The 25,143-nt window shown below is 52.7% G+C and carries 22 protein-coding genes and 4 pseudogenes; 12 read left to right on the plus strand and 14 right to left on the minus strand.

The annotated features are described in order from the left end of the window. Positions 1-18 precede the first annotated feature (18 nt). From ACWR1S_RS16080 to ACWR1S_RS16095, 4 genes and pseudogenes are all read right to left on the minus strand, one after another. Positions 19-537, minus strand: a complete 519-nt coding sequence (locus tag ACWR1S_RS16080) for a hypothetical protein (RefSeq protein ID WP_454564195.1) — start codon at positions 535-537, stop codon at positions 19-21. After that, complete coding sequence (locus ACWR1S_RS16085) at positions 537-1,265, minus strand: alpha/beta hydrolase (protein WP_454564196.1); 729 nt, start codon at positions 1,263-1,265, stop codon at positions 537-539. The genes ACWR1S_RS16080 and ACWR1S_RS16085 overlap by 1 nt, the downstream gene beginning before the upstream one ends. Positions 1,266-1,268: 3 nt before the next feature. Further along, a pseudogene (locus ACWR1S_RS16090) lies at positions 1,269-1,765 on the minus strand (PAAR domain-containing protein). 135 nt (positions 1,766-1,900) lie between these two features. After that, the gene (locus ACWR1S_RS16095) at positions 1,901-2,566 is read right to left on the minus strand and encodes a ribonuclease T2 (RefSeq protein WP_454564197.1); all 666 of its coding nucleotides are present in this window, start codon (positions 2,564-2,566) and stop codon (positions 1,901-1,903) included. 165 nt (positions 2,567-2,731) lie between these two features. Here ACWR1S_RS16095 and ACWR1S_RS16100 point away from each other — a divergent pair, with 165 nt between their 5' ends. Beyond that, positions 2,732-3,202, plus strand: a complete 471-nt coding sequence (locus ACWR1S_RS16100; protein ID WP_454564198.1) for a hypothetical protein — start codon at positions 2,732-2,734, stop codon at positions 3,200-3,202. Positions 3,203-3,208: 6 nt separating this feature from the next. On the opposite strand, the gene ACWR1S_RS16105 is transcribed toward ACWR1S_RS16100, so the two are convergent. Further along, the gene (locus tag ACWR1S_RS16105) at positions 3,209-4,063 is read right to left on the minus strand and encodes a LysR family transcriptional regulator (protein ID WP_454564199.1); all 855 of its coding nucleotides are present in this window, start codon (positions 4,061-4,063) and stop codon (positions 3,209-3,211) included. 101 nt (positions 4,064-4,164) lie between these two features. On the opposite strand from ACWR1S_RS16105, the gene ACWR1S_RS16110 reads away from it, so the two are divergent. After that, positions 4,165-4,806, plus strand: coding sequence for an FMN-dependent NADH-azoreductase (locus ACWR1S_RS16110; RefSeq protein ID WP_454564200.1), 642 nt, complete (start codon positions 4,165-4,167; stop codon positions 4,804-4,806). A 104-nt stretch (positions 4,807-4,910) separates the two neighbouring features. After that, positions 4,911-5,702, plus strand: coding sequence for a transporter substrate-binding domain-containing protein (locus ACWR1S_RS16115; protein WP_454564201.1), 792 nt, complete (start codon positions 4,911-4,913; stop codon positions 5,700-5,702). A 3-nt stretch (positions 5,703-5,705) separates the two neighbouring features. Here ACWR1S_RS16115 and ACWR1S_RS16120 read toward each other — a convergent pair whose 3' ends face one another. Beyond that, complete coding sequence (locus ACWR1S_RS16120; RefSeq protein WP_038362448.1) at positions 5,706-5,918, minus strand: hypothetical protein; 213 nt, start codon at positions 5,916-5,918, stop codon at positions 5,706-5,708. A 178-nt stretch (positions 5,919-6,096) separates the two neighbouring features. Here ACWR1S_RS16120 and ACWR1S_RS16125 point away from each other — a divergent pair, with 178 nt between their 5' ends. Continuing rightward, complete coding sequence (locus ACWR1S_RS16125) at positions 6,097-6,465, plus strand: DUF7079 family protein (RefSeq protein WP_454564202.1); 369 nt, start codon at positions 6,097-6,099, stop codon at positions 6,463-6,465. 77 nt (positions 6,466-6,542) lie between these two features. On the opposite strand, the gene ACWR1S_RS16130 is transcribed toward ACWR1S_RS16125, so the two are convergent. After that, on the minus strand, positions 6,543-7,043 hold the full coding sequence (locus ACWR1S_RS16130; RefSeq protein ID WP_093433799.1) for an Lrp/AsnC family transcriptional regulator: 501 nt from the start codon (positions 7,041-7,043) through the stop codon (positions 6,543-6,545). 119 nt (positions 7,044-7,162) lie between these two features. On the opposite strand from ACWR1S_RS16130, the gene ACWR1S_RS16135 reads away from it, so the two are divergent. The 3 genes from ACWR1S_RS16135 to ACWR1S_RS16145 all read left to right on the plus strand — a co-directional run bounded on the left by ACWR1S_RS16135 (position 7,163) and on the right by ACWR1S_RS16145 (position 10,840). Beyond that, a complete protein-coding gene (locus tag ACWR1S_RS16135) occupies positions 7,163-8,197 on the plus strand; it encodes a histone deacetylase family protein (RefSeq protein ID WP_454564203.1) in 1,035 nt (344 codons plus the stop codon). Between the two features lie 50 nt (positions 8,198-8,247). Beyond that, positions 8,248-9,300, plus strand: coding sequence for an ornithine cyclodeaminase (locus ACWR1S_RS16140; protein WP_454564204.1), 1,053 nt, complete (start codon positions 8,248-8,250; stop codon positions 9,298-9,300). A gap of 124 nt (positions 9,301-9,424) precedes the next feature. Continuing rightward, complete coding sequence (locus tag ACWR1S_RS16145) at positions 9,425-10,840, plus strand: amino acid permease (protein ID WP_186624051.1); 1,416 nt, start codon at positions 9,425-9,427, stop codon at positions 10,838-10,840. Positions 10,841-10,927: 87 nt separating this feature from the next. Here the strand turns inward: ACWR1S_RS16145 and ACWR1S_RS16150 are convergent, their stop codons facing one another. Beyond that, positions 10,928-11,290: a DUF6124 family protein gene (locus tag ACWR1S_RS16150; protein WP_186615807.1), complete on the minus strand. Its 363-nt coding sequence runs from the start codon at positions 11,288-11,290 to the stop codon at positions 10,928-10,930. Positions 11,291-12,102: 812 nt separating this feature from the next. On the opposite strand from ACWR1S_RS16150, the gene ACWR1S_RS16155 reads away from it, so the two are divergent. Beyond that, positions 12,103-13,209, plus strand: a complete 1,107-nt coding sequence (locus ACWR1S_RS16155) for a DNA cytosine methyltransferase (protein ID WP_454564205.1) — start codon at positions 12,103-12,105, stop codon at positions 13,207-13,209. 47 nt (positions 13,210-13,256) lie between these two features. On the opposite strand, the gene ACWR1S_RS16160 is transcribed toward ACWR1S_RS16155, so the two are convergent. From ACWR1S_RS16160 to ACWR1S_RS16175, 4 genes and pseudogenes are all read right to left on the minus strand, one after another. Then, a complete protein-coding gene (locus ACWR1S_RS16160) occupies positions 13,257-14,954 on the minus strand; it encodes a response regulator receiver domain (RefSeq protein ID WP_454564206.1) in 1,698 nt (565 codons plus the stop codon). Next, entirely contained in the window at positions 14,947-17,880 is a 2,934-nt protein-coding gene (locus ACWR1S_RS16165) for an ATP-binding protein (RefSeq protein ID WP_454564207.1), read from the minus strand. Before ACWR1S_RS16165 ends, ACWR1S_RS16160 begins: the two co-directional genes overlap by 8 nt. Positions 17,881-18,312: 432 nt before the next feature. Further along, positions 18,313-18,849 (minus strand): annotated as a pseudogene (locus ACWR1S_RS16170) (DinB/UmuC family translesion DNA polymerase); the annotation flags it as partial. Between the two features lie 238 nt (positions 18,850-19,087). Then, positions 19,088-19,675 (minus strand): hypothetical protein, encoded by a 588-nt coding sequence (locus ACWR1S_RS16175; RefSeq protein ID WP_454564208.1) that lies wholly within the window; start codon positions 19,673-19,675, stop codon positions 19,088-19,090. A 74-nt stretch (positions 19,676-19,749) separates the two neighbouring features. On the opposite strand from ACWR1S_RS16175, the pseudogene ACWR1S_RS16180 reads away from it, so the two are divergent. Continuing rightward, positions 19,750-20,024: pseudogene (locus tag ACWR1S_RS16180) on the plus strand (pyocin activator PrtN family protein). A 13-nt stretch (positions 20,025-20,037) separates the two neighbouring features. On the opposite strand, the pseudogene ACWR1S_RS16185 reads toward ACWR1S_RS16180, so the two are convergent. Further along, positions 20,038-20,641 (minus strand): annotated as a pseudogene (locus tag ACWR1S_RS16185) (hypothetical protein). Positions 20,642-20,780: 139 nt separating this feature from the next. Between ACWR1S_RS16185 and dusA the strand changes: the two are divergent. Then, positions 20,781-21,755 carry a tRNA dihydrouridine(20/20a) synthase DusA gene (gene dusA, locus ACWR1S_RS16190; RefSeq protein WP_454564209.1) on the plus strand — a complete coding sequence of 325 codons (975 nt, stop codon included), beginning with the start codon at positions 20,781-20,783 and terminating at the stop codon, positions 21,753-21,755. Positions 21,756-21,806: 51 nt separating this feature from the next. Here dusA and ACWR1S_RS16195 read toward each other — a convergent pair whose 3' ends face one another. Next, on the minus strand, positions 21,807-22,640 hold the full coding sequence (locus tag ACWR1S_RS16195; RefSeq protein ID WP_454564210.1) for an undecaprenyl-diphosphate phosphatase: 834 nt from the start codon (positions 22,638-22,640) through the stop codon (positions 21,807-21,809). A 587-nt stretch (positions 22,641-23,227) separates the two neighbouring features. On the opposite strand from ACWR1S_RS16195, the gene ACWR1S_RS16200 reads away from it, so the two are divergent. After that, on the plus strand, positions 23,228-23,968 hold the full coding sequence (locus tag ACWR1S_RS16200) for a winged helix-turn-helix domain-containing protein (protein WP_454564211.1): 741 nt from the start codon (positions 23,228-23,230) through the stop codon (positions 23,966-23,968). A gap of 279 nt (positions 23,969-24,247) precedes the next feature. Beyond that, entirely contained in the window at positions 24,248-24,880 is a 633-nt protein-coding gene (locus tag ACWR1S_RS16205; RefSeq protein WP_454564212.1) for a winged helix-turn-helix domain-containing protein, read from the plus strand. Positions 24,881-25,143: the final 263 nt, after the last annotated feature.

Consider the following 25,143-nt stretch of genomic DNA (forward strand, 5'->3'; position numbering starts at 1 on the left):
ATACCCCCGCCTCTGCTATCAAGGTTTGTTGATCTCCCGCAGCAGGTCCGCGACGGGGATGTTCATGGTGTTTGAGTAGTACGGTTTGTAGCCGTAGGCGGTGACGACGACTTTGCAGGGGATTTGTTGTTTGTTGGCGAGGAGTTGGTTCAGTTCTGCCGCTGACAGATCTCTCTCCGTACTTCGGTCGCTGGAGGTTTCAGTGATAAATGTACGGGTCGAAAAGGAGAATTTGGAGCTGCCGCTTTCGCGTATATCAGAATCCACCAGCCCCACTGCAGAAAACTGAATAGCTTTGCCAACCGAAAAATCGTGGTCATCCGCTAACGCGCACCTCAATGTCCCCGAAGCCATCCCTTGCCTTTCGCCTCGGCCAAACAGGTTCAAAACATCCACATCGGATTGATATTTGATGACATATAAAAGGGAACTCGACCTATCTACGGACACATAACTTAAATTTGCCGGAGGCTGTAAATGGTCCTTTGCACATCCCGAACAGACAGCCAGAACCACACAAAGGAAAAACCTGTACATCACGGAAACTCCTTCATGATTGAATCAAATAGCAAGTCACTTGCAGACTTACCATCAGCGATTGGGGCGTTTAGCAATCCCAGTGCGTTGGCATGATTGGTGTCGACATTTACGTTAAGTGACGGTCCGCAGGAGATAATCCATTTTTCCCCGAAGTCCGCGACCCCGTCTGATGGGTCTCTCCTGGAAGGTGTTGCCTTGATATTGATCCAATCAACCGAAACTGGCGCGGGACGTTCGCGATAAATGTCTGAGCCCAGCCACACCAAAGCCCCTTCACCCACAGGATCCAGAGTGATCAGCATCTGAACCCTGTAACCCCAATCCGACATTATTTTGGACAGGTGCGCACCATTCCAGCCGCCGAGGCTATGGCCGACGATATAGACGGGACAGCTTTTATACGGAATAAGGCTTAGCACGTGCCGTTGAATGTCCTGCTTTCCTCTGACTTCGTTGTAACCCAACCATTCCGATTTATATTTCCCTTCTCCCTTTAGTGTCTCGGTGCGCCTATCAAATGCGAGTCGGGCATCCTGGATGTTTTCATAAGGCCCCGAAAAATAATAACTCTCCTTATCTCCCGCACCTCCGATAAAAACCACAATCGCCTTGGTACTCTCCACCGGTACCGGCTTGTCACTGACATCCTTCTTGTCCGTCAGCGCATGTTCCTTGTGCAGCCTGTAATTGTTGCCCTTCGCGCACGTTACCGTTTCAGCAGTCATGCCTCACTCCTCCAAAAACAACTTGATGGTTTCAGGCAGGTGCGAGCTGACTTGGTGAGTAAATCCGTTCGCGTCAGACACCCCATGTTCCAGACGCCCGTCAGCGCGCTGAATAACGTAAGGATGATCAGGCATTGGCTCACCGGTCACGTCATTGATCAGTTTCAACCTGTCAGTGAAATGCACCGGCATCGGCAGCAAACCACTGAAGGGAGCCGACGTCACCGTGTCACCGATGATGACCGTGCCTGAACCGCCGATGACGACGTTGCCGTGCCCACCGGTGCTGTCCAGTGTCGCGGCGTTCAAACCGTTGATGAACACCGTCGACGCAACAGCGCCGGTAATCGGGCTACCGCAGGCGGATTTGTCAGTCATCCGCGCAGCCGCCAAGCCGTCGAAATTCACATTCGGGGAGCCACTACAATGGGATTGGTGCCATGTCCCGGCAATGGGCAGGCGGTTGGATCGGTGACGCGGGCGGCGGGTTTTCCGCTCATGAACAGCTCCTTGCAATGTAACGTGGTCATCCTTTCGGGAGCGCAAGCATGCGGGAGTTCGCCGGGTACTTCAAACCTTCAGACCAAAAAAGGCGCCCGATCGGGCGCCTTTCCTGTTCATGGAAACTGCTCGTATCAGCGCGACGGCGGCACCCGAATATCCCCCGCCCGACACTGGGTTTTCACGCCCTTGCCACACGCACCGAACTGCAGATCCTTGCCCATGCACACGCGCACTTCCGACAGTTCCGGGCCGCTGCAAATGACCGCGATACCATCGGCCGGAATCCCCGGGTTGGCCTTGCGGAACAGGTCGGCGATTTCCTGGGCTTCGAAGTAATACGAGGAGCTGAACGGTTGCAGCTCATCGGGGATTTTCACCGCTGCCACGGCTTTGTCCGCTTCATCGAGATAGCCCATCGCGCCGAGGCCGCTGCAGGTGCCGTGCTTGGACCATTCGTGGTCGAGCAGTTTCTTGGTCGGGAACAGCGTCAGACCTTTGCTGGTTTGCGCCGCGTTCAGCGTGGTCAGCGGCGGGCAGGATTCCGGCCAGCCGCCCTTGGCGTATTGCGGCCACAAGCCGTGTAGCACGAAGCCATAGCCCTTGCCGGAACACTGCACATCATCTTTGTGGGTCAGGCAGAACGTCGGCGACCAGGACAGCGTCAGCAGGTAGTAATCGAACACCCCCGCCACCGATTCCACCTGGGCCTTGCTCGACTGCGATTGCCGCGCCGAACTCAAACCGATGCTACCGGCCGTCAGCGCAATCACTGCCAAAATTGTAAACAGCTTTTTCATCTACCCGCTCCTTGGGACGCCTGCGTCCGTGGTTTTCGATCCCGGCCAGACTTGGCCAGCGCTGATTTCGCCATGTTTGTGTTGCAAGCGCATGACGCAAGGCAACGCCGTACCCCGTTGAAAGGTCTACGATTAACAGGCAGACATCAAATCAAGGGATCCGAAATGAGTAAAGCAGACGAACTCGCCGCCAAACTCAAGCAAACCCGACACATCCACGCGGATGCCGCGCTGGAGATCGATTGCTGGCCGGCGCAGGTGTACGACTTGTACCACCGCATTGAGGCGTGGCTGCAGCCGGTGACCGAAGTCGGGTTGAAGATTCGGCGCAATCCGACCCACGTTTGCGAAAGCTCGCCAGATGGTGAGCCCCATGATTACGCCATCGACCAACTGGTGATCGAAGCCAATCATCAAACCCTGACATTCGATCCCATTGCGCGGTTTACCGAGGATGGCGCCGGGCGGGTGCAGATCATCCCGTCAGCCACCGACACCTATCTGCTGCGTACCGTGGATGAACACGGTGAAAGCCATTGGTGGGTGCAGTCGATTGAAACAGGCCAGCAACTGGATGCCATCGCGCTGACCGAAAACAATCTGTTGCTGGCGGTGCAGGAAGGCCTCGGCCTCTAGCCCCGATTACTGCCGCCGCGCCGAGCAAAACTCGACGATCACCTGCGATAGCGCATCGATCATCTGCGGCTCAGCATGAGGCGCGACAAACAAGCGGAACTGCGCATCCGGTAACACCGGCAAGCCCTGTTCCGCGCCGAGCGCCGTCAACCCCTGCCCCAACTGACTCGCCGGCATCGGCGCCACGGCAAATCCGGACAATGCCGCCGCGCGCAACCCGGCGGTGCTCGAACACAGCATGGCGGTACGCTGGGGGATACCGGCCTGAGCCAGGCGCGTCAGCGCCACCTCACGATACGGACACGGCTCTGGAAACAGCGCCAGCGGCAAAGGCGTCGGTAGTTGCGTCACCGGTTGTGCAGCCCACGCCCACACCAGCGGTTCCTGCCAGAGCAATCGCCCCGACTCGCCGGTTTCGCACAGCGAGCCGATGACCATCTCCAGATCGCCCTGTTGCATCTGGCCCAGCAACGTCCCGGGAATGTTCACCTGCACATCGATCTGCATACCCGGATGCTGCGCCGCGCAATCCTGCAACGCACGCAACAACCGCGCCTCGATAAAATCCTCGGACACGCCAATCCGCACCCGCCCCTGAAACGGCGTACGCGTGAGTTGCGCCCAGGCATCGCGGTTCAACGCCAGAATCGTTCGCGCATAGGCGATCAGGCGTTCGCCGTCGGCGGTGAGTTGCTGAGAACGGGTGGTGCGCTTGAGCAGCGGCTTGCCGACTTGTTCTTCGAGTCGGCGCAGATGACCGCTGACCGCCGACTGCGTCAGATGCAGTTTTTCCGCGGCACGGCTGAAGCCTTCCTCATCGACAACGGTGACAAAGGTCTTGAGCAACAGGGCGTCAAACATAGTGATATTCGTGATCAGTGGCTGGTTTATTCACGATTTATAGTTTGAAGCGCGCTATGTTGCAATGCCTCGCACTCTCCAACCGACTGCCGAGGCTTACCGTGACCACCCTTCTGCACATTGAATGCTCACCGCGCAAACAACGCTCCGCCTCACTGCAAGTGGCGCGCAGCTTTATCGATCGCTATCTGCAGCATCATCCGCAGACCCACGTCGAAACCCTCGACCTGTGGGGCACGCCGCTGCCGGAATTTGGCGAGGACGCGATGAACGCCAAGTACGCCGGCCTCAGTGGTACGCCGCTGACGCCCGCCCAGCAATCGGCGTGGGATGAACTCAAGCACCTCGCCGCCTACCTGCAGCGTGCCGACCTGATTGTGCTGTCGGTGCCGCTGTGGAATTTCAGCATTCCCTACAAGCTCAAACACTTCATCGACCTGGTGTCGCAGAAAGACATTCTCTTCAGTTTCGATCCGCAGCATGGTCTGCAAGGTTTGCTGAAAAACAAAACTGCTGTGGGCGCTTATGCCTGCGGAATGGATTTTTCGGCGCAATCGGCCACGCCCGCCGAGCACTTCGATTTTCAGAAACCTTATGTGGCCGCGTGGCTCGAGTTTATCGGCATCAGCGATGTGCATGAGTTACGCGTCGAGAAAACCATTCTCGGCGAAGACGTCGATCGGCAGTCGCGGCTTGCTGCGTCACAACGGGCGCGGGATCTGGCCGATCAGCTCGCCTGCTGAAGCGGCCAAAACAGTCATCCGCCGATCAGCGACCCGTTCTGATGACACTCACTAAAGGCTTTTACTAAACTGGGCCACCTTCCCTTTCAGAAGTTCCCAGCTCAATGACAATTCTAAAAAACACGATGACGCTCTGCGGTGCGCTGACATTGGCCACCGCCGTTCAGGCTCAAGAACCCCCTGCGTACCTCGACAGCATCCAGCAACAAGGCCAGCTGCGCGTGTGCACCACCGGCGACTACAAGCCCTACACCTTCAAACGCCCCGACGGCGATTTCGAAGGCATCGACATCGCCATGGCCCGCTCGCTGGCCGACAGCCTCGGGGTCAAAGTCGAATGGGTGCAAACCACCTGGAAAACCCTGATGCCGGACATGCAGGCCGGCAAGTGCGACATCGGCATGGGCGGCATTTCGGTGACCCTCGAAAGGCAGAAAAAAGCCTACTTCAGCAACACCCTCGACACCGACGGCAAGATCCCGCTGGTGCGCTGCGCCGAGGTCAGCAAGTACCAGACAATCGAGCAGATCAACCAGCCCAACGTGCGTCTGGTCGAACCCGCCGGCGGTACCAACGAAGCCTTCGTCCACGCCTTCCTGCCCAAAGCGCAACTGGCGCTGCACGACAACGTGACGATCTTCCAGCAACTGCTCGACAACCAGGCCGACGTGATGATCACCGACGCCTCGGAAGCGCTGTATCAGCAGAAACTCAAACCGGGCCTGTGCGCGGTGAATCCGCATCAGTACATGCAATATGGCGAGAAGGCTTATCTGCTGCCGCGCGATGACATCAGCTGGAAACTGTATGTCGATCAGTGGCTGCACTTGAGCAAAGTCACCGGCAAGTATCAGCAAACCCTGAGCGAGTGGATTGCCGTACCGGCCGCGCAGTAATCTTCAATCGTCATGCAACATGCCGGAACTGTATTGATTGAGACTGCTGCCGATACTGTTGCCGCCGAACTTCAACGTATTGGCGTTGCGTCCCTCCGGCGACTGACAGTCGCTGGAGAAACAACGGGTGGTGGTCAAACCACCCGCGCCGGAACAGGCACTCAACACCGATACTGCAGCAGCAATCAACAGCACTTTTACGACATTAAGGCGCATGGCACGATTCCCCTCGGGATGAACAGAGACGATCTTGTCTCAGCAGACTAGGCCTGCTTGGCACGCGGCAAGATGAAACTTTGCTGATCGACAGCGCGCGTTCAGAATCGACTAACCACCAGACAAGAACCGCCACGTGCAATCGGATCAGCGCAATTCAACGCCAGGAGGCCCAAGCTTGAGACGAGAACTGAGCCACGCCGATCTATACAAAATCCGCGCAGCCCTCTCCGATATTTTCGTCGACACCGGCGTCGATTACCCCTACATCGCCCGGCAAATCGAAGGCTATGATCCGGAACAGGTTAAAGACATTCTGTATGCCGAAGTTGCCGTCATCTGCGCCTGGAACCTGGAATGTGTACTCCCGCCGATCTGGACAGGTTTCGAACCCGATGCGTTGAACAGGGACATCGAGCAAATGCTGCTCGCAAACACGAACAGCTGGATTCGGCGGCAACTGCATAAGCTGCACACCGCGTGGTTGCGATTCAGCTATCGGGAAGTCTGGGCAGAGATTACCGCTCACTGCAAAGGCTGGAATTAATACAGCCCTGCGTGGCAATGGCACATCAACGACATACAACGCGTTGAAACTGAAAAGATGATTGCCTCTCTGCCCGTTCAGTCCTTTCCCGGTTTAGGAATCGCAATCCGGCTCCCAGTCTTGACCTCGCGCAACGCCAGGCTGGACTGAATGGAGGCAATCCCCACCTGACGCCTCAGCACCTGCTCGATAAAGTCGCTGTAGCTATCAAGATCCTCCGCCAATACCTGCAACACATAATCGGCATCACCGGTGATCTTGTGGCAGGCCACTACCTGCGGCAATTGCGCAATCACCGCCTCGAAAGCGTCCGGCGCGTGGTCGGCATGGGTGGAAAAACGAATGTGCACGAACGCCATGATATCCAGCCCGAGCATTCGCCGATCGAGGTTGGCCTGATAGCCCTTGATGACCCCGGCCTCCTCCATGCGCTTGCGCCGCCGCCAGCACGGCGTAAGGCTCAACGACAGCCGCTCACTGAGTTCAGCGTTGGAAATACTCGCGTCTTCCTGCAACAACTCAAGAATCGCCAGGTCGGTCTCGTCGAGGCTGATGCGTTTGGATATTTTTTTCTGCATGACGCCAGTCCTGAGTAAAAACGCCCGATTAATCCACCAAACCACGAACACAAAGCAAAGAAAGCGCAGCCCAGCCGGAACAGAATATTTGCACTGGCTAACAATAACGGATGCGCAGAATGTTTACAGTTTTCAGTGATTCCCACCGTTTGCACCACGGCACCGAATTGAAAGACGGCGTGCTCAAACCGTCGTTCGAACAACCGAGTCGGGCCGACACCGTGCATAACCGCGTGAAACAGGTCGGCCTCGGGCGGATCGTTGAACCGCGCGCGTTTGATCGCTCGTGTTACGTCAACGCGCACAGCGAGCGCTACGTCAGTTTTCTCGAAACTGCCTGGAGCGAATGGTGCGCAACCGGTCGCACCCACGACGCCTTGCCACTGGTGTGGCCAGTGCGCGATCTGGCCGGCGATCAAGTGCCAACGTTCATCGACGGCAAGCTCGGCTTCTATGCCATGGACGCCGGTTCGCCCATCACCGCGACGACCTGGCAAGCGGTAAAAACCAGCGCCGACATCGCCCTCACCGGCCTGGCCCTGATCGATGAAGGCCACGACAGCGCCTTCGCCCTGTGCCGCCCGCCCGGCCATCACGCCGCGCGCGAATACATGGGCGGTTATTGCTACCTCAACAACGCCGCCATTGCCGCGCAACAAGCCATCACCCAAGGCGCCAAACGTGTCGCGGTGCTCGACGTCGACTTCCATCACGGCAACGGCACGCAGAACATTTTTTACCAGCGCAGCGACGTCCTGTTCGTCTCGTTGCACGGTGAACCGGCGGTGTCCTATCCGTACTTCTCGGGCTACAGCCACGAAGTCGGCGCGGGTGTCGGCGAGGGTTACAACCTCAACTATCCCCTGCCGAAAAACACCACCTGGGAGAGCTACCGTAACGCCCTGCTCCACGCCTGCAAAAAGCTCCAGCAGTTCGCGCCTGAAGTGCTGGTGATTTCCCTCGGTGTCGACACGTTCAAGGACGATCCCATCAGCCATTTCCTGCTGGAAAGCGATGACTTCATTGGCATCGGCGAACTGATCGCCAGCGTCGGCTGCCCGACCCTGTTCGTCATGGAGGGCGGCTACATGGTCGATGAAATCGGCATCAATGCCGTCAACGTGCTGCACGGTTTCGAGAGCAAACGCAGCTAAGCCACCCGCCGCTCTACAACCTTTCAATGACTGGATCGGAGAACAAGAACATGACGCTTTTTATTGATGTCGATGATGCTGCACGCCTGTTCACCCAAGTCGGTATCCGCCGCGCCCTTCGCGAAATGGCCGGCTACATCGAAGCGGACTACGCACGCTGGGCGCAGTTTGATAAATCGCCGCGCACGGCCAACCACTCGGCAGACGGCGTGATCGAGTTGATGCCCACCGACGACGGCCAGCAGTACTCGTTCAAATACGTCAACGGCCACCCGAACAACGGTCAGCAGAATTTGCTCACGGTCATGGCTTTCGGTCTGCTGGCCGATGTGCAGAGTGGCTATCCGACCCTGCTCAGCGAACTGACCTTGACCACCGCCGTGCGCACCGCAGCAACCTCGGCGCTGGTCGCGCAATCGCTGGCTCGCCCGGGTGCGACCTCGATGGCCCTGATCGGCAACGGTGCGCAGAGTGAATTCCAGGCGCTGGCCTTTCATGAAATGTTGGGCATCAACGAAATCCGCATCTTTGATATCGATCGCGACGCGTCTCTCAAGTTGAAGCACAACCTCGCGGCGTTCCCGGACATCGACGTGATTCTGGCCAGCTCGGTGAAGGACGCGGTCAAGGGCGCGGACATCGTCACCACGGTCACCGCCGACAAAGCCTACGCAACCATTCTGACGCCCGAGATGATCGAGCCCGGCATGCACATCAACGCGGTCGGCGGTGACTGCCCGGGTAAAACCGAACTGCACGCCGACATCCTGCGCAACGCTCGGGTCATCGTCGAGTTCGAGCCGCAAACGCGCATCGAGGGCGACATTCAGCAACTGGAAGCCGACTCCCCGGTGATCGAGTTTTTCCGCATTGTGCAGGGCGAAGTGGCCGGACGCGAAAACGACACGCAGGTAACGGTGTTCGATTCGGTGGGTTTTGCTCTGGAAGACTTTTCCTCACTGCGCTACCTGAAGGACCTGGCGCAGGCACAGCAAATCGGCCAGCGCATCCACCTGGTGCCGACGCCGGCCAATATCAAAAACCTCTTCCAACTGCTCGATCCGCAACCGGCCAAAGCCTCGCGTCTGCGCACCGTCAGTTGATCGCAATCGCCGCCCCCACCACAGGGGGCGATTCACCTTGTGATTAGCCGCTGCACCTCTAACAAGAACGCTCGACACCTACTTTCTGCCAAAACTCAAAAACATAAAATCAAGAGGTTTTGCAATGAAATCGACCCCTTCCGGGCTGCCTGAACAGCCCGCGCTGCAGCGCACGCTCAGCAATCGTCACATCCAGTTAATGGCCATGGGCGGCGCCATCGGCACCGGCCTGTTCATGGGCTCCGGAAAGATCATCGCGCTCTCCGGGACGTCGATCATCCTCATCTACATGATCATCGGTCTGTTCGTGTTTTTCGTCATGCGCGCCATGGGCGAAATGCTCCTGTCCAACCTCAACTTCAAAACCTTCGCCGACTTCGCCGGCGCCTACCTCGGCCCGCGCGCGGCATTCTTCCTCGGCTGGTCGTACTGGCTGAGCTGGAGCGTCGCGGTGATCGGCGACGCCGTCGTGGTCGGCGGATTCTTCCAGTACTGGTTCCCCGACGTCCCGGCGTGGATACCCGCCGTCGGCATGCTGGCGACCCTGTTCGCGCTAAACGTACTGACCGTCAGGCTGTTCGGTGAAGTGGAATTCTGGTTCGCGATCATCAAGATCATTGCCGTCGTGACCCTGATCGGCGTCAGCACCGTACTGATCGCCAGCTCCTTCGTCTCGCCCAGCGGTGTCACCGCATCCCTGAGTCACCTGGTGGACAAACAGGCAGCGTTCCCCAACGGCTTGTTCGGCTTCTTCGCCGGATTTCAAATGGCGATCTTCTCCTTCGCCGGCACCGAACTGATCGGCACCGCCGCCGCCGAAACCCGCTCGCCGGAGAAAACCCTGCCCAAAGCGATCAACTCGATTCCGCTGCGGATCATTCTGTTCTACGTCCTGGCACTGACCTGCATTATTGCCGTGACCTCGTGGCAACAGGTTTCTCCAGTCAAGAGCCCGTTTGTCGAACTGTTCCTCGTCGCCGGATTTCCCGCAGCGGCCGGCATCGTCAACTTCGTGGTCCTGACCTCGGCGGCCTCCTCGGCCAACAGCGGCGTGTTCTCATCGAGCCGCATGCTGTTCGGCCTGGCCAATCAAGACAACGCCCCCGGCCTATTCCGCCGACTGTCGAGCAACAGCGTGCCCCTACTGAGCCTGGCGTTCACCACGTTGTTGATGCTGGTCGGCGTGCTGGTGCTGTTCATCGTGCCGGAAGTCATGACCGCGTTCACCATCGTCTCCACCGTGTCGGCGATTCTGGTGATCTTCACCTGGTCGACCATCCTCGCGTCTTACATCGCCTACCGGAAAAAACGTCCGGATCTGCATGCGAAGTCGGCTTACAAGATGCCCGGCGGCGTGCCGATGGCGTGGTTCTCGTTGGCGTTTTTGGGGTTTGTGCTGGGGTTGCTGGCGTTGCGGCCTGATACGCGGATTGCGCTGATGGTGATGCCGGGGTGGTTTGTCTGGTTGGGGATTGCTTATCAGTTGACGCGGTTGAGGAAGCCGAAATCTGCGGTTGAGTCGGCGGGGCAGTTTGGATAGAGCTGCAAGCGAAAGCCGTCACCTGGAAGTGACGGCTTTTTTGTTATCAGTGAACGAGCATTTCATCTGCCCATGGCGGGACAGGCTTTACGCCTTCACCTCAACGTTATCCAACGCCTGATTCACCGCCAATTCACCCAACATCACCACCTGCGCAATGCCCAGCGCGGTTTTGCGGTGCGAGGGGTCGAGCACTGCGGCGAAGTTGTTGAGCATTTCCGAGGCGGAACTCAGCGTTTCACTGGCATTGGCCAATAGGGATTCCGAGTCGTACTTTGGGTTGGCGAGGTACATGCGCTCGGGCTCGTTGACGCTGGCCATGATGTGGCCGGCGGGAAGGAGGTAGTGATCGAGCGCGCGTTCGGCGGCTTCGTGGAGTTTTTTGGGGTTGAGGGATTCGTAGGGGGATGCGGGATCGGTTTCTGGTGGGTTGGGCGTGACTTTGAACATAGATGGAACCTCTAGCGCGATTACTAAAAGAAGCCATCACCCACGCTACCAAACGATGGGTGGCGGCCATACGCGGGTTGGTAGACCGGTCGCACTAGAACCCGGCGCCCACGAATGGGCCCCACGCATGACCACCATGAAATCCAAGTCCTGGGAAAGCGACTGAAATTGGTGATGCGATGCATCTAGACACGAAGCGGGCTACCAAACCCGATCACTGGTTTTCAGTGACGTGGGGACGATAGAACCTGCGGGCTAGACGCACAAGCCGGGGGATTCTGGCTTAGGTGTAGGGGAATGCGCAAGGTAGTGTAGGCTTGGGACTGCAGGAACAGAGTTCATTTAAACAAACACGTTTTTTTCGTTTGAAAAGGAGGTACCAGAATCAGCTTGCCCTTGAGGCAGGCTTGATGGAGCTGGAACTTCATACTGAGAAGCAAGGTTTGTAGTGGAGTGGGAGCCAACGTGAGGGGCGTTGTGGGCTATTGGCTAGAACGCTGGACACATCAAGCAAGGCCTAGCCAAACTGAATGCAAAGGGGGCGTCCTAGATCCGTGTCGAATCGCTGTATTCGACCTTATTCAACCCAGGACATGGATCGACCTGTCCACCTCGGTACTCAAGGAAATGTCCAGCCGCGTCAATTGTGAGAAATGGATTTTGTAGCGCTGAACCTAGAGGTTACCGAGACGAGAGTCGAATCGATTGCAGGTTTGTGGCATATCTCTAAAATGGTGCAATTTTGAAGCTCTAGGATTGAAATGCAGGACCTACCCGCTCGCTCAGGGCATGCCTCCCACGAAACACATGAGATGCAAAAACAGTCTCCATGTGCCGACAACTTTTCATCGCCCCGGCCAAAGGTTAAAGGAATTGACCTCTTTTCGGGAGCGGGAGGCTTCTCGCTAGGAGCAATTCGAGCTGGGGTCGATATAGTTGGCGCGTTAGAAATAAATAAGAAAGCCGCACTGACTTACTCTAAAAATATTAAACGATTTAATGGTAAATCAGTACCCATAATAAATGGAGACATATTACCTATTGACCCTTCGGCAGCTTTGGCTAGCTGGGAGTTAACAGAGGGAGAGTGCGACATTATAATTGGTGGCCCTCCCTGCCAAGGATTTTCAAGCCACCGAATAAAAGACAGCGGTGTTGATGACCCGAGAAACATGTTGCTTTGTAGATACTTTGATTATGTAAAGAAAATTCGCCCGCGCGTTTTTCTTGTAGAGAATGTACCAGGCCTCTTATGGCCACGACACTCTACCTATCTTAAAAAGTTTTACGACATGGGTGAGAGCGCGGAATACGAACTGTATCCTCCGGTAATTTTGAACGCCTGTGACTTTGGTGTACCACAAAATAGACGTAGAGTTTTTATACTGGGAGTAGACAAATCGCGTCCAATAAACATTGTTTGGCCTCCACAAGCTACACATGTTTCGCCGTCGCTTTCCGAAGAGAGCCGAAATGGTAGGCCTTTATGGAAAAACGCTGGGGAGGTATTCTATTCCGCCAGCGAGAATGACCCCAACAACATTAACATGAATCATTCTGAACAGTTAATTGAGCTATTTAAGAGAACGCCTATTAACGGAGGAAGCCGTTCGGATTCTGGTAGAGTATTGAAATGCCATGAGGGCTATTCTGGGCACAGCGATGTATACGGCCGAATTGACCCTTCAAAGCCAGGTCCTACCATGACCACTGCGTGTATCAATCCTTCCAAAGGGCGTTTTGTTCACCCTATTGAAAATCATGGAATCACGTTAAGACAAGCGGCCAGGCTACAAACTTTCCCTGAGGATTTTTTCTTTGAAGGTGGCCTAATAGCTGGTGGCGAGCAAATTGGAAACGCTGTTCCAGTACTGCTCGCGGAAGCAATACTGAACAATATCATTCAGTGTTTCGACTAGCTTTACGCAGGTGAGCTGTTATTCCAGCACACCTGCGCACAGCAATATTACTCTTTAGGATAATCCACAAAATCCACGCCAATCCGCGCCCTCTGATAGCCAGACTCAGCAAGGAATTTGTTAGCATAGTCAGAGCGCAAAAGTGCTATCGACTCAAAGTTTCTTTCTAACATAGTTGGAATACCACCATCCCCCTTCCCTATACAAAACCCGGAAAACTTGGAATTATGAATATTTCCATTTTCTCGCAAAAATATAGTTTCCAGCTTCATCTTCCTTGTATCTTCGTCCGTAACTTGAAGCACCAACGGTGTTTCATTAAGAAAAACAAAGATATATCGACCCTGCGTCGCGTCTTCTAAACGCTTACGCATGGAACTAGTCACCGAAATCAATCGCACCGCGGTGATAGGCCTAAATGGAGCTAATTCCCCGTCCCATCCTCCAGTGTTTTGTCCAGGGACTAAATCGCACGCGGGTGTGGCGCACAACCAATAGTTGGTCAGGCCATCTTTAACTGATTTAAAAACCACACCTGTAGTTATAGCTCCTTCAGAGTAGCTGTCTGAGCATAAATGCTCATTCAAAGCGTGATAAATCCATTCCTTGGAAATCCCAGTTGCCACCGCCATTTCCGAAGCGATGTCCACTGCGGGCCGATCAGATTGAGGAAATAATCTAGTGCCAAACTCGAAAGCACTGTTATCTACATGCTTAATCAGCCTCTCAAATAGACGGCCGTAAAGATCTTGAGTGTGTCGCTTACGATCCTCAATCGACGTGGCAGACAGGATGCGAAGTAACCAACCAGCTTGACGGCGCGGAGTATCCAGAACTTTTATATCTGCATTTGTCCCTACCTTTTCCAATGCAGCTCTTGCATGAACCATTAGTACCCGTAATGGGGACGGACTCCATGAGTTCAAGGCCTCCTGCAAACGATCAACCAATACTTCAACGGGCTCCTGCTTATTTACCACAACAGTAAAGAGATTCCCCTTCGCCACCCACATTGGACTATCCGCACTAAAACACGCCTCTACTTTGCTGCCAAAATTTCTAGAGTCATGGACATCTTCCGGCACAACTTCCAGCAAATACTCTTCGCAAAAATAGTTAATTACATTATTCGCAAATGGACCTCGTACATCCTTATTAGAAAGCACCTTCCTTAAGGCAGCAGCACTTCCATTAGGCATTTTTGACTGAAGGAAATTCTGTACGATATCGACATTGCATAAGTCCTTGAGCTCTCGCAAATCTTGATCTTCAAGTTCTTCAAGAAAATCAACGACCGCCCGCTTCTCTTCTTCATCTAATATGCAACCTGCGCCAAGACTGAAAGCGATATCACGCGCCACATCCGCAGGGTTCGCTGCTGTATAAAGTATCACCAGATTGAAGTGATTAGATGATGCTAGCGACTGCAATACACCTAGAGCTTTCCTTGGATTATTAGGCTTATCAGTCTCCAAGTGAAAGTCTAAAATTAGCAAGTCAGATTGGTTCAGATGCTTATCGCGCTCGAACTCCTCTGCGAATATCACCGCATTGTCTATGTCACAGAGCCAGCCCTTACTCCTGCAAAAACTAAACAGGCTGCCAGCCTTTGTATAATCAAGATGCGAAGCAGACTCTTGCCTCGACATCTGAGAATAGGTCGGAAATTCGTCATCAAGAACCAGCGCAAATCGAATCGGATCAATAAAAGCTTCTTTAAGTAACTCTGGTGGTAAATTATGCATCGAATCCATTCCGCAATTTAATTAAAAAGTTGGCACCCGATAATTTTTTCTGCGAAGTCTGTTCTACGTATTGTATGGTATGCCCACCAGCGGCAAGAGTCTGCTTACATAGATAGAGACCCACCCCTCGCCCACGAATTCTTCTTGTAAAGAAGAGCTCGAATAAATTCTCCACGTCATCTTGATCGATGCCAGGCCCATTATCACTCACTATTATTGAGCTATCCTCGACATCCAGCTGAATTAGCCTGTCAATATCATTCGGAAGCCAATAAATCGAGTTGTTTATCAAGTTGATAAACACTGGAAACATCCTGGAAGGAAACTCATAAAAAGCTGCTCGCTTAAATGCGTCAGACACCTTGAAATGAATTTTCTTTTCTTCAAGCACTGACTTAAAAAACAGCCTTAGATACTGTTCTATTTCTTCACCCGTTATTCTCTGACGAATATCGCTACCAGAGATTTGCATCTGAGACAAAAACCTTAACCTTTCTACCAGCTCTTTTCGCGCCCAGTTTGCCTCAGCAAACTCTTTCGTACTCTTAAACTCATCGGGAAATCTATCTAAACTGGATTGCAGTCTTCGATCCAATGCATGGAGCTCATGACTTAGAATCTCTACACTTATACCAACCTGTGCGAGACTCTGAATCTGCTCCAATCGATTTTCCAATGTTTCACTTCTCGCTCCGGCATAAGCGAAGGCGCTATCTAAGTCTATTCCACTCGACAAGTGCTTCAAGCTTCTATGATAAGGCTCATACACATCTGAAAATCTAGTTGACAACTCATCTCGAACGTCGTCCATCTCTGCCAGAGCCGTGACAAGTGGTGTTCTCTTCTCTTCAACATCAAATAACAATGGAGCTACTTTTTTATAAAACTCTTTTTGATTACCCTGAATCTGTTCTGTAATCCTTGCTTGCTCCGAATTAAGCAGATCGACAATACTTTTTTTCCATCGGCCGAGCTGATCACTCAAGGAGCTTTGATTACTCGCCAGTCTAGACTTTACTACTTCGATTGCTGGCTTAGCGTCAAGCCTTTCCGCTTCGACAGCCCAAGCATTTTTAACTTCTTCAATGACCAAAATCAAATCTGAGTATTGATCCCTATACTCTCTATATCTGTCTTCAAACTTTCCTAAGCTTTTAGGTTTAGGTGGCAATCTAAGCTCAGACCTAATTTCTTGCAAATCCTCAATCCGCGTGGATAGCTTCCAAAGTGCGTCGCTATCTTCACGCTCAAAAACCTCTTCTAAGTCTTTCCTCAGCTCTATGAGATTCTGCATGGCGAAACTCAACTGCGGAAGTTTGCTTTTTACAATTTGTCTAAAACCTGCAAGCTGACCACTTCTAGCAAGCTTAGCTTTTGCAGCTGCAGCGTCGTTTTCCGCTTCAACTCCAGGTAATAAGTCTTTTCGTACAGGCGCATCCGAGCCAAAATATCGTCGGGCAGTAACCTTCAGAAGGTCAACAATGAGTGTTTGTATTGCGCGGCTGGCAGCGTTATCAATCAAACCCTCTCTGCCAGCTTTATCCCGGAGATTAGGATTTTTCAATCTTGTTATGGCTATTCGGCCGAAGACTCTGCGGCTAGCCCAGAACTCACGCCCTGCGTGAAATTGACGACGCTCTTCAATCTTGAAGAAATCGCTTTCTGGCCTTCCGTATGGCATTACCCTTAGTCCGTCGCGGTAGACGTTCAGGCCTGAATGGCTCTCAGCACGTGCATGTACCTTCGAGTGAACCTCTGCCTCTAAAGAGCTAGACCGCGCTATAGGCTCGTATGCACCAATACAAAAAGCAAAAGACCCAACTTTATCCTTATATGAGGTTGGTACAGGATGAGAAGGTGCTATCTCTACGTTGCCAATATCCTTACCAAACACCATAACTCGACCGCGGAATATACCGTAATCGTCTACTTCCCCTATTAGACTATGATCTAAACTTTGCAAGTAGTCGATACCATAGCCTTCCTCGCGCTCAATTATTGTTGCGCCCCCTTCCTTCCTATGTACAACAACACGATAATCCAACATATCATTTTTCTGATTATAGGGATCAGAGAAACCCGAAAGTGTACGAATCAATGAAGCTTTTACAGAATCTCCCTCATCCTGTGAGTTTGTAGCAGCATCTGAAATCCATGCAGAAAGCGCCGAATTAAGATCAGATATAATTATCGCAGTTCCTGAATCTTTACTCCCACCCCAAACCCCCCATTCTTCTAGATAGACTGACGAATCAATACGCAACTCAGCAGTATTAATTATCTGCTCAGATGGAAGTACAGTAACAAGATCTCTTTCTCTAACGAGCTCGTCAAACTCTTTCCATGCGGAAACAAGACGCTTGGTACGCTCTTCTTCAGGATCGGAACCAGTTATATTCTCGATTAGTGTCTTCTGCATATCCGGAATGAGATCGTTCAGAGCACTAATATTTTCAAACTCAATTACGGGCAATCTGACATCGTGTAGTAAAAGATAAGGATTTTCGAAAAGTCGCCAATCAATAAGGCTTGCCACAAAGGATTGATTAAGTTGCTTAGAGATAATAAGGGCCGTAGCACCTAGAGCTGCGACAGATAGTCGCCCAATCCCCTTTTGCCCTTGTTTTGGGCGCTCCTCAAGGCCTTGGCGCAATTCTAAAGGTACAGTGTCGTTGCCCGCTTTTGAGTCTGTGCCGACTACTAACCATTTATCTAGAAATTGCTTTCGAGTCATTCCATGGCCATCGTCCATGATGACTGCCATGGGTATTTCACCATCGTGGATATGGAGAGACACCTCTTTAGCATAAGCATCGTATGCGTTTTTCCAAAGCTCGCTCACTGCTGTTGGAACGTCCGCGATTTGTTCGCGTCCTAGGTGATCAATAGTCCGGGCTCTTGTTTGGAACGGTACCGAATCCTTCATGATTTCACTCGAATTTGTCCATTTTTCCTACGTTGATGTGTTACTCATATCGCCACGTTGTGGAAAATTCAGTTTTCCAATTTACCTTTGCTTTCTATAGCTGTTCAAAAGTCTAGTGTCCGTTTGCTGAAACGATCTAGGACAAAAACCTAATAAGTGTTTTACAGAAACCTACCAATTTTCCGTTCACTAGTATAGCTAAATGGCATCATTTGGATCATTTTACGGGAATCCGAGACACGCTCATTCTTGATCGCGGTATGGAGGAACGTGGGAAGCGGGAAGGCGTAACGTCAAACGCTGACGCGCCGAAAGTGACTCGGGGCTGGGGCAATCCGCATTCATCATGTATCTGCGATGTTCGGGATAGCGAAAATTGGCGGCAAGCAGCCAGATCCAAAAAGGTGAAATTTGCCAAAAACAGGCGCGGGATCATTTGCACCTCACAGACCACAACTGATCCAATGGAGTCGTGTAACTCTGACATCATATGCCGTCGCATACTCCAAAGGGGCTATTCGGGACCCTCGCAGCTGGAAGCATTCTCCTCCCTCACCTATTACTGATCTGATCGAGTACTACCATTACTTTTTGGAATAAGTCTTCGGTAGGTTGCAAACAGGTCTGCAGTGTATTCGCTAGCTGACACAGGCTCATCAGCAGCACCTCAGCTTTGCTGTACTGAAATCCTAGAAGATAGACATGATCCATGGCGTCTACCGCTGCCTTGGTGAGCAGGCGCACGTCGTCCGTCGAGTAAGGCATATATATCACAACGCCGTTTGCATATTTGCCATCGTCTGGATTGAACATACCGGTGCCGATGCTCACGCGGACTTTTTGGCAAAGAGAGTTTTGTGCTCTGAGCTTTTCCGAGGCGCGAATCATGTATGTCGCAATTGCCTCTTTGACAGGCGCTAGTTAAATTAGACGAGTTCCGAACATTCGACTGCAATAGATTTCCTTTCTAGCCAGCACAACACCCAATCCACGACCGCTTTGCTCTGCGAAAAAGTGTGCGTCGACACGCTAGAATTAAACAGCCTCTGCTACGCAGCAGCAGGCATAACGGCCTCTTTCCGCACTACTACCGAGATACTTATAACCTAGGGCAGCCACAACCAATGCCACGCTAATTGCTTAGAGTCGCTCGCCCGCGCAGCTTGCCGATGGATACAAGCCGCACAGGAAATCAGAATATGAATATCTAAAGACAGTTAATTTCCTCATCCCATTTCTCAAGTTCAGCAAGAAAGGCTTTAGCTTCGCGCTTAACGGCAGACATACGGGTGAAGTCTTCCTCGAGGATCTTCTCCCATGCAGCTCCGACAACAGAGTTTTCCCTAAGGCCGATGACGTAATGAATCATCTCAATGTGCATGGAAGTGAGGGGAAGATCTCTCAACATCACCGCGCTAGATTGAAGCTCGTTGAAAAGGTGGGGATCTTCAGAGGCAGGGGCTTTGGTGAGTACGCGACGGGGAGGAGTGATCACACGCAAGTCTGTAACCCGGTTGAACAGTCTCATCTGATGATCTTTAAGCGCTATCACGGCATTTCTTGCATCCTGGCGCTGAATTTGATCTTTTTCTTTCTCAGCTTGAAGCGTGTGCTTTCTTTGAACACCAAGGGTAGCGATACCAACCAACATCGCAGCCACTGTAGCTACCCCTTGAAACCAAGCTTCAAGGGGCTTTGCTCCGATCATAGCGAGAAACCCCATCACCAATGCGACAGTAAAAAAGGCCAATATGTAAACCGCATAGTAGTCCCATCGACCATCAGAGTTTTTCATTTAAGTTCCAGTACCCATATTTTTCTTCCGGTACCGAGTCCCCTCTCAGAAATTTATGCTCAGAGGGCCTCAGCATGAATACAGCCTTCATCTAATGGCTCAATACAACGGTCAAGCCATCATCCCACTTGATCACGTGTGCAAAGACTATTTCACACACCTGACCACAGATATCTTCCAACGCAAGGTACTGGCGGGCCAAATTAAGATACCAATTATCCGAATGGAGCCTAGCCAGAAAAGCGCACGGGGCATTCTCATAACAGACCTAGCGCTGTATCTCGATGCCCAGCGAGCCGCCGCAGTAAGGGAATGTGATCAACTGAATGGCTTTCGCCGAGTCAGTTGAATCGCTGTTTGCCCTAGGCGCCGAGCTTCACGGGCGCTTGAATGATCCTCTCTAACCATGGCCACTCGGAATAGTGGTCACCTCGCCCGCGCAGATGGGTGTATCTACGCAATGAATTCCAATCCCAATGCCCAGAGACACTGGCCACTCGCGGGATATCCCAATCTATCTCAAACAACCGACTCACTCCGTCGTTTCGAAGATCGTAGACATTGAGAACTTCGATCTCTAGAAACTTGCACATCTTCGCCTAGGCCGTGGAGATCGACGACGAGTTGTACGGGAAAATTTCCCCACGATCTTTTGGCATGCTTTGTAGAATTCGGCGATAGCATTTAGAGTGGCTTTCTTGGTTTTACCCAGCGGCCGGACTTTCTCTATTTCAGCCAGATACTGCTCAATCATGTGCTTTACGGTAACTCCCTTGCGGTTCAGTCGCTCAATCGCACCAGGCTGATCAAGCTCTGCCTCACGTCGCCGACCCACGCCTTGGCAGCCTCTTTCCGGGCGAAGGTCTGGCTCTCTTGGTAGACTTGCACTCCAGCACACTTGATGCGGATCTGAGCGGTGTAGCTCACAGACCCATCCGCCAGTTTTCTTGCCCTGATAGCTGCCATATCGAAAGTGGTACGCGTCAGTTTTGAAGTGGTACATCGTACCACCGAGACCTGAAAAACGCCTGAAAACGCCCTAAAACACGCCGAAAACACGTTGAGTAAAATGGTACAGAATCAGAGCCTTAGCCCAGTAAAACCAATGCCTACGCTGTCTCGGCGCTTTAGTGTTGCACCCATGATGGATTGGACCGACCGCCATTGCCGTTTCTTCCTACGCCTCCTGTCGAAGAACGCCCTGCTCTACACCGAAATGGTCACTACCGGAGCGCTGCTCAACGGCGATCACGAACGCTTCCTCCGTCACAACGAAGCCGAGCACCCTCTCGCGCTGCAGTTAGGCGGTAGCGTTCCGCTGGATCTGGCAGCCTGCGCCCGCATGGCTCAAGACCACGGCTACGACGAGGTAAACCTGAACGTTGGCTGCCCAAGCGATCGTGTGCAGAACAACATGATCGGTGCGTGCCTGATGGGTCACCCGCAGTTAGTGGCGGATTGTGTGAAGGCGATGCAAGACGCAGTGACGATTCCAGTGACGGTAAAGCATCGCATCGGTATCAACGGTCGGGACAGTTACGCGGAGTTATGCGATTTCGTCGGCACCGTCCGCGATGCCGGTTGCACCAGTTTTACCGTGCATGCGCGGATTGCGATTCTGGAGGGGTTGTCGCCTAAGGAGAATCGTGACATTCCGCCGTTGCGCTATGACGTGGCGGCGCAGCTGAAGGCGGATTTTCCGGCGTTGGAGATTGTGCTGAATGGCGGGATCAAGACGATGGAGGCTTGCCATGAGCATTTGCAGACCTTTGACGGTGTGATGTTGGGGCGTGAGGCTTATCACAATCCGTATTTGCTGGCGGAGGTGGATCAGCAGTTGTTTGGCAGTTCGGCGCCGGTGATCAGTCGGGCTGAGGCGTTGGCGCAGTTGCGTCCTTATATAGCCGAGCATTTGTCGGCCGGTGGGGCAATGCATCACATCACGCGGCATGTGCTGGGCTTGGGCACGGGGTTCCCGGGGGCGCGTAAATTCCGTCAGTTGTTGTCGGTGGATATTCACAAGGCCAAGGATCCGTTGGCTTTGCTGGATCAGGCGGCGGAGCTGCTTGAAGGTCGTTAATCCCCTCCTCCCGTACTGAGCCAGGCGGATTGTTCCGCCTGGCTTATGCCATCAGGCGGCCGCAGCCGCTGTCCAGTTCACCCAGCCAAACAGCCACGTTGCCAGAATCAACAAACCAAACGCGATCCGGTACCAGGCGAACGCGGCGTAGCTGTGGTTGGCGATAAACTTCAGCAAGCCACGCACGGCGATCATCGCGAAGATGAATGCGGTGACGAAGCCTAGGGCGAAGACTGGCAGGTCGTTGGGCTGGAACAGGTCGCGGTATTTGTAGCCGGAGTAGACGGCGGCGCCGACCATGGTGGGCATGGCGAGGAAGAACGAGAACTCGGTGGCGGCTTTGCGTGACAGGCCGAAGAGCAGACCGCCGATGATGGTCGAGCCGGAGCGCGAGGTGCCGGGAATCATCGCCAGGCATTGTACGAATCCGACTTTCAGTGCGTGAGACCAGCGCATATCGTCGACATGGTCGACGCTGATCACATGGCTGCGCTGTTCGGCCCACAGCATGATGATGCCGCCGACGACCAGTGCCACGGCGACGGTGATCGGGTTGAACAGGTATTCGTGGATGGCGTCGGCGAACAACACGCCCAAGACCACGGCGGGCAGAAAGGCGATTAGCAAGTTGAGGGTGAAGCGTTGGGCATTACGTTCGGTGGGCAGGCCTTTGATGATGTCGAAGATCTTCGGTCGAAACTCCCAGACGACGGCAAGAATGGCACCCAGTTGAATAATGATGTTGAACGCCATGGCGCGTTCACCGCCAAATTCCAGCAAGTCGGCGACGATGATCTGGTGGCCGGTACTCGAGATCGGCAAGAACTCAGTCAGGCCTTCTACCGCACCTAACATCAACACCTGGAAAAGGGTCCAGAAATCCATTAATCCTCCGTCAGAGCGCTCTTGGCGAGCGACCGGGTAATAACACTCAGGGGTTGAGTATCTGAAGTTACACAATTGGCGTATATGAAGATCAAAAGATCGCAGCCTTCGGCAGCTCCTACATTTTGAAATGCATTCCCCTGTAGGAGTTGCCGAAGGTTCGGGCCGCGATCGGACGATCTTTTGATCTCAAAGAATAGGTCTTATGAATTGTCACACTCAAGCCATGTTAGTAATCGTCGGCTGACGAACTACGCAGAAAATATTTAGGCCTTTTTTGCAAAAAAAGTTGCTCTGGCAATAAAGTGTGATCAATATCACATTATTCAGGGATGGCCAGACAGTGGCAATTAGACATGGACATGGCTATCGCAATAAGCTCAAAATAGTGGCACCATTGCATATCGCCACCATCTAAGCAGTAGTTAACCCGTCCGAGAAAATCAACTAAAAGCTTGAAAAGCTTAATTATTGTTAGAAAACTCGGGAGCCACGTCTAAAAATCGCGTGAATGTTACCAATTGTCAGTCACAGATGAGAACCGGTGCTTTAACATCCCGATGTCAGCACTTAATTCGAGTCAATGCATGATGCTCTCAGCGAACTTAGCGACTAGAAGCCCGCGCCCGACAAACGACGAACCTGGTGTTCTTACTCTGGGTCGTACCCGTGGCGTGGCTGAACATTTCAAAGCGCTAGTCGCCCAGCATTTACGCAGTGATATGGCGCTTGAAGCCAATGCGTACACTCGTTCATATCAGTTGAATGAACAGCCTGGTTCGTATCGAGCGATCTTCCTGGTTATCGACAGCCCCCAAGCCCTTGAAGACAATCTGGCACTGGTCGAGAACCTGCGCAGCGACAACTTGAAGCCGATTATTTGCGCGGTCATCACCGGTCGCGGCGCCTTCAACAAGATCAAATATTATCTGGCTGGCGCAGATGTTTGTATCAAGCTCAATACCCTTTCCGAGGATGGCGCCGAGTTGCTGGGCGAGTTCTTCAACAGTGAAGAATGGCAACGCGATATCGATCTGACGCTTGATCCGACGCGTATCTGCTTGATGGGCACCAGCAAGAAACTCGATATCTCGTTTGCCGAAATGAAGATCCTCGAAGCCTTCGCGCAAACCAGTAATCACATTCTGAGCCATGATGAAATTGCCAGCATCATGGGCCTCAATACCAATTTCTACGACCCTCGCGCACTGGAGAAATCAATCAGTCGCTTGCGTGGAAAAATCAAGGACATGTATGGTACAAACGCGATTCAGAGCATTCGCGGCTATGGCTATCGCCTGCTGCGGGGTCTGATATCGACTGCCTGACTCTCGGGCAGCCATCCCTTTTGCATACGTACGAAGGATCGTCTAATGCAACCATATAGCTCCGTTTCTGCTTCACGCCTGTTTGAAATCAAGCAATTGAATGAGCGCGACAACACGACCCATAACAATAAAACTCCATAACATAGCAGCAGATCGAGTGGAATTTATCGAGGGCCATTCTTGGGCCCAGACCCTGCCTATCGATTACTTCCGAGGAAGTCATTGCTCGCCTGCCGATTTATCTTTTAGCCAATTTTGGTGTGTATTTAGGAGAGAGACATGGAAACTAGTACAACCCTCCCAAGGAAATATTTTGTTGTCGTGACTCACAGTACAACGTCGCAACGTGAATTGGAGAGCATGCTGTCCAGTGAACGTTTCAATTCGTTTGAAGGGGTTGATTCGCCCTCTTCCGCTCCAATGGTGATGGAGTTCACATATCCAGGCATCAGTCGCAAAAACGCCCCGCGCAGTATCGAACATGATACTCAGCGAATATTGGCCACGCTTGAGTCCGAATGGCGCGCCGCGCAATCGGCCAATCCTTTCCAGAATGTCCCGGCAATCACCGGGGAAACCCGCAATATGCCACCCGCCATTGAAGGTGATATGCCTGGCAATGAAACCTGGCATCTCAACCCTGATCAGGGTGCACTGGTCAAAGAAGGTGTTGAAATCAACCTGACGGGCCTGGAAACAGCATTGGTCAGGAAAATGCTCAGCCATGAAGAGCGTGTTGTCAGTCGTGACGAGCTGATCCTCAGCATCGGTCGAGAACCGGAACAATATCGCGGTCTGGAAATGTGCCTGAGTCGCCTGCAAGACAAATTCAAAAGCGCCAGTAATGGAGAGCGACTGTTTCGTGCCGTCAGAAACCGCGGTTATTGCCTGATTCAGGAAGTCGTCGCGTAACCCGCAAGACCTCAACGAACAGAACAAACAGAAAAAGTGCGATTACAAAAACAACAAGAGCACTCTGTTTGGCTTCATTTCCCTCCTTGAATTAAAAACTCCCTGCCTCCACCCCTCCAACAGTAACAAATACAACATCATTTATTCACCCCCTGCTCTGCGACCTTTTCTAACACCCTTCTATTTAATTATTAAAAAGTTGGCACTGTGCCATCTTGTTAGAACTCGTCAGACACCATTCCAGCCAATAACTTAGTCTATTG

It is taken from the genome of Pseudomonas sp. AIG (genome assembly GCF_977020205.1).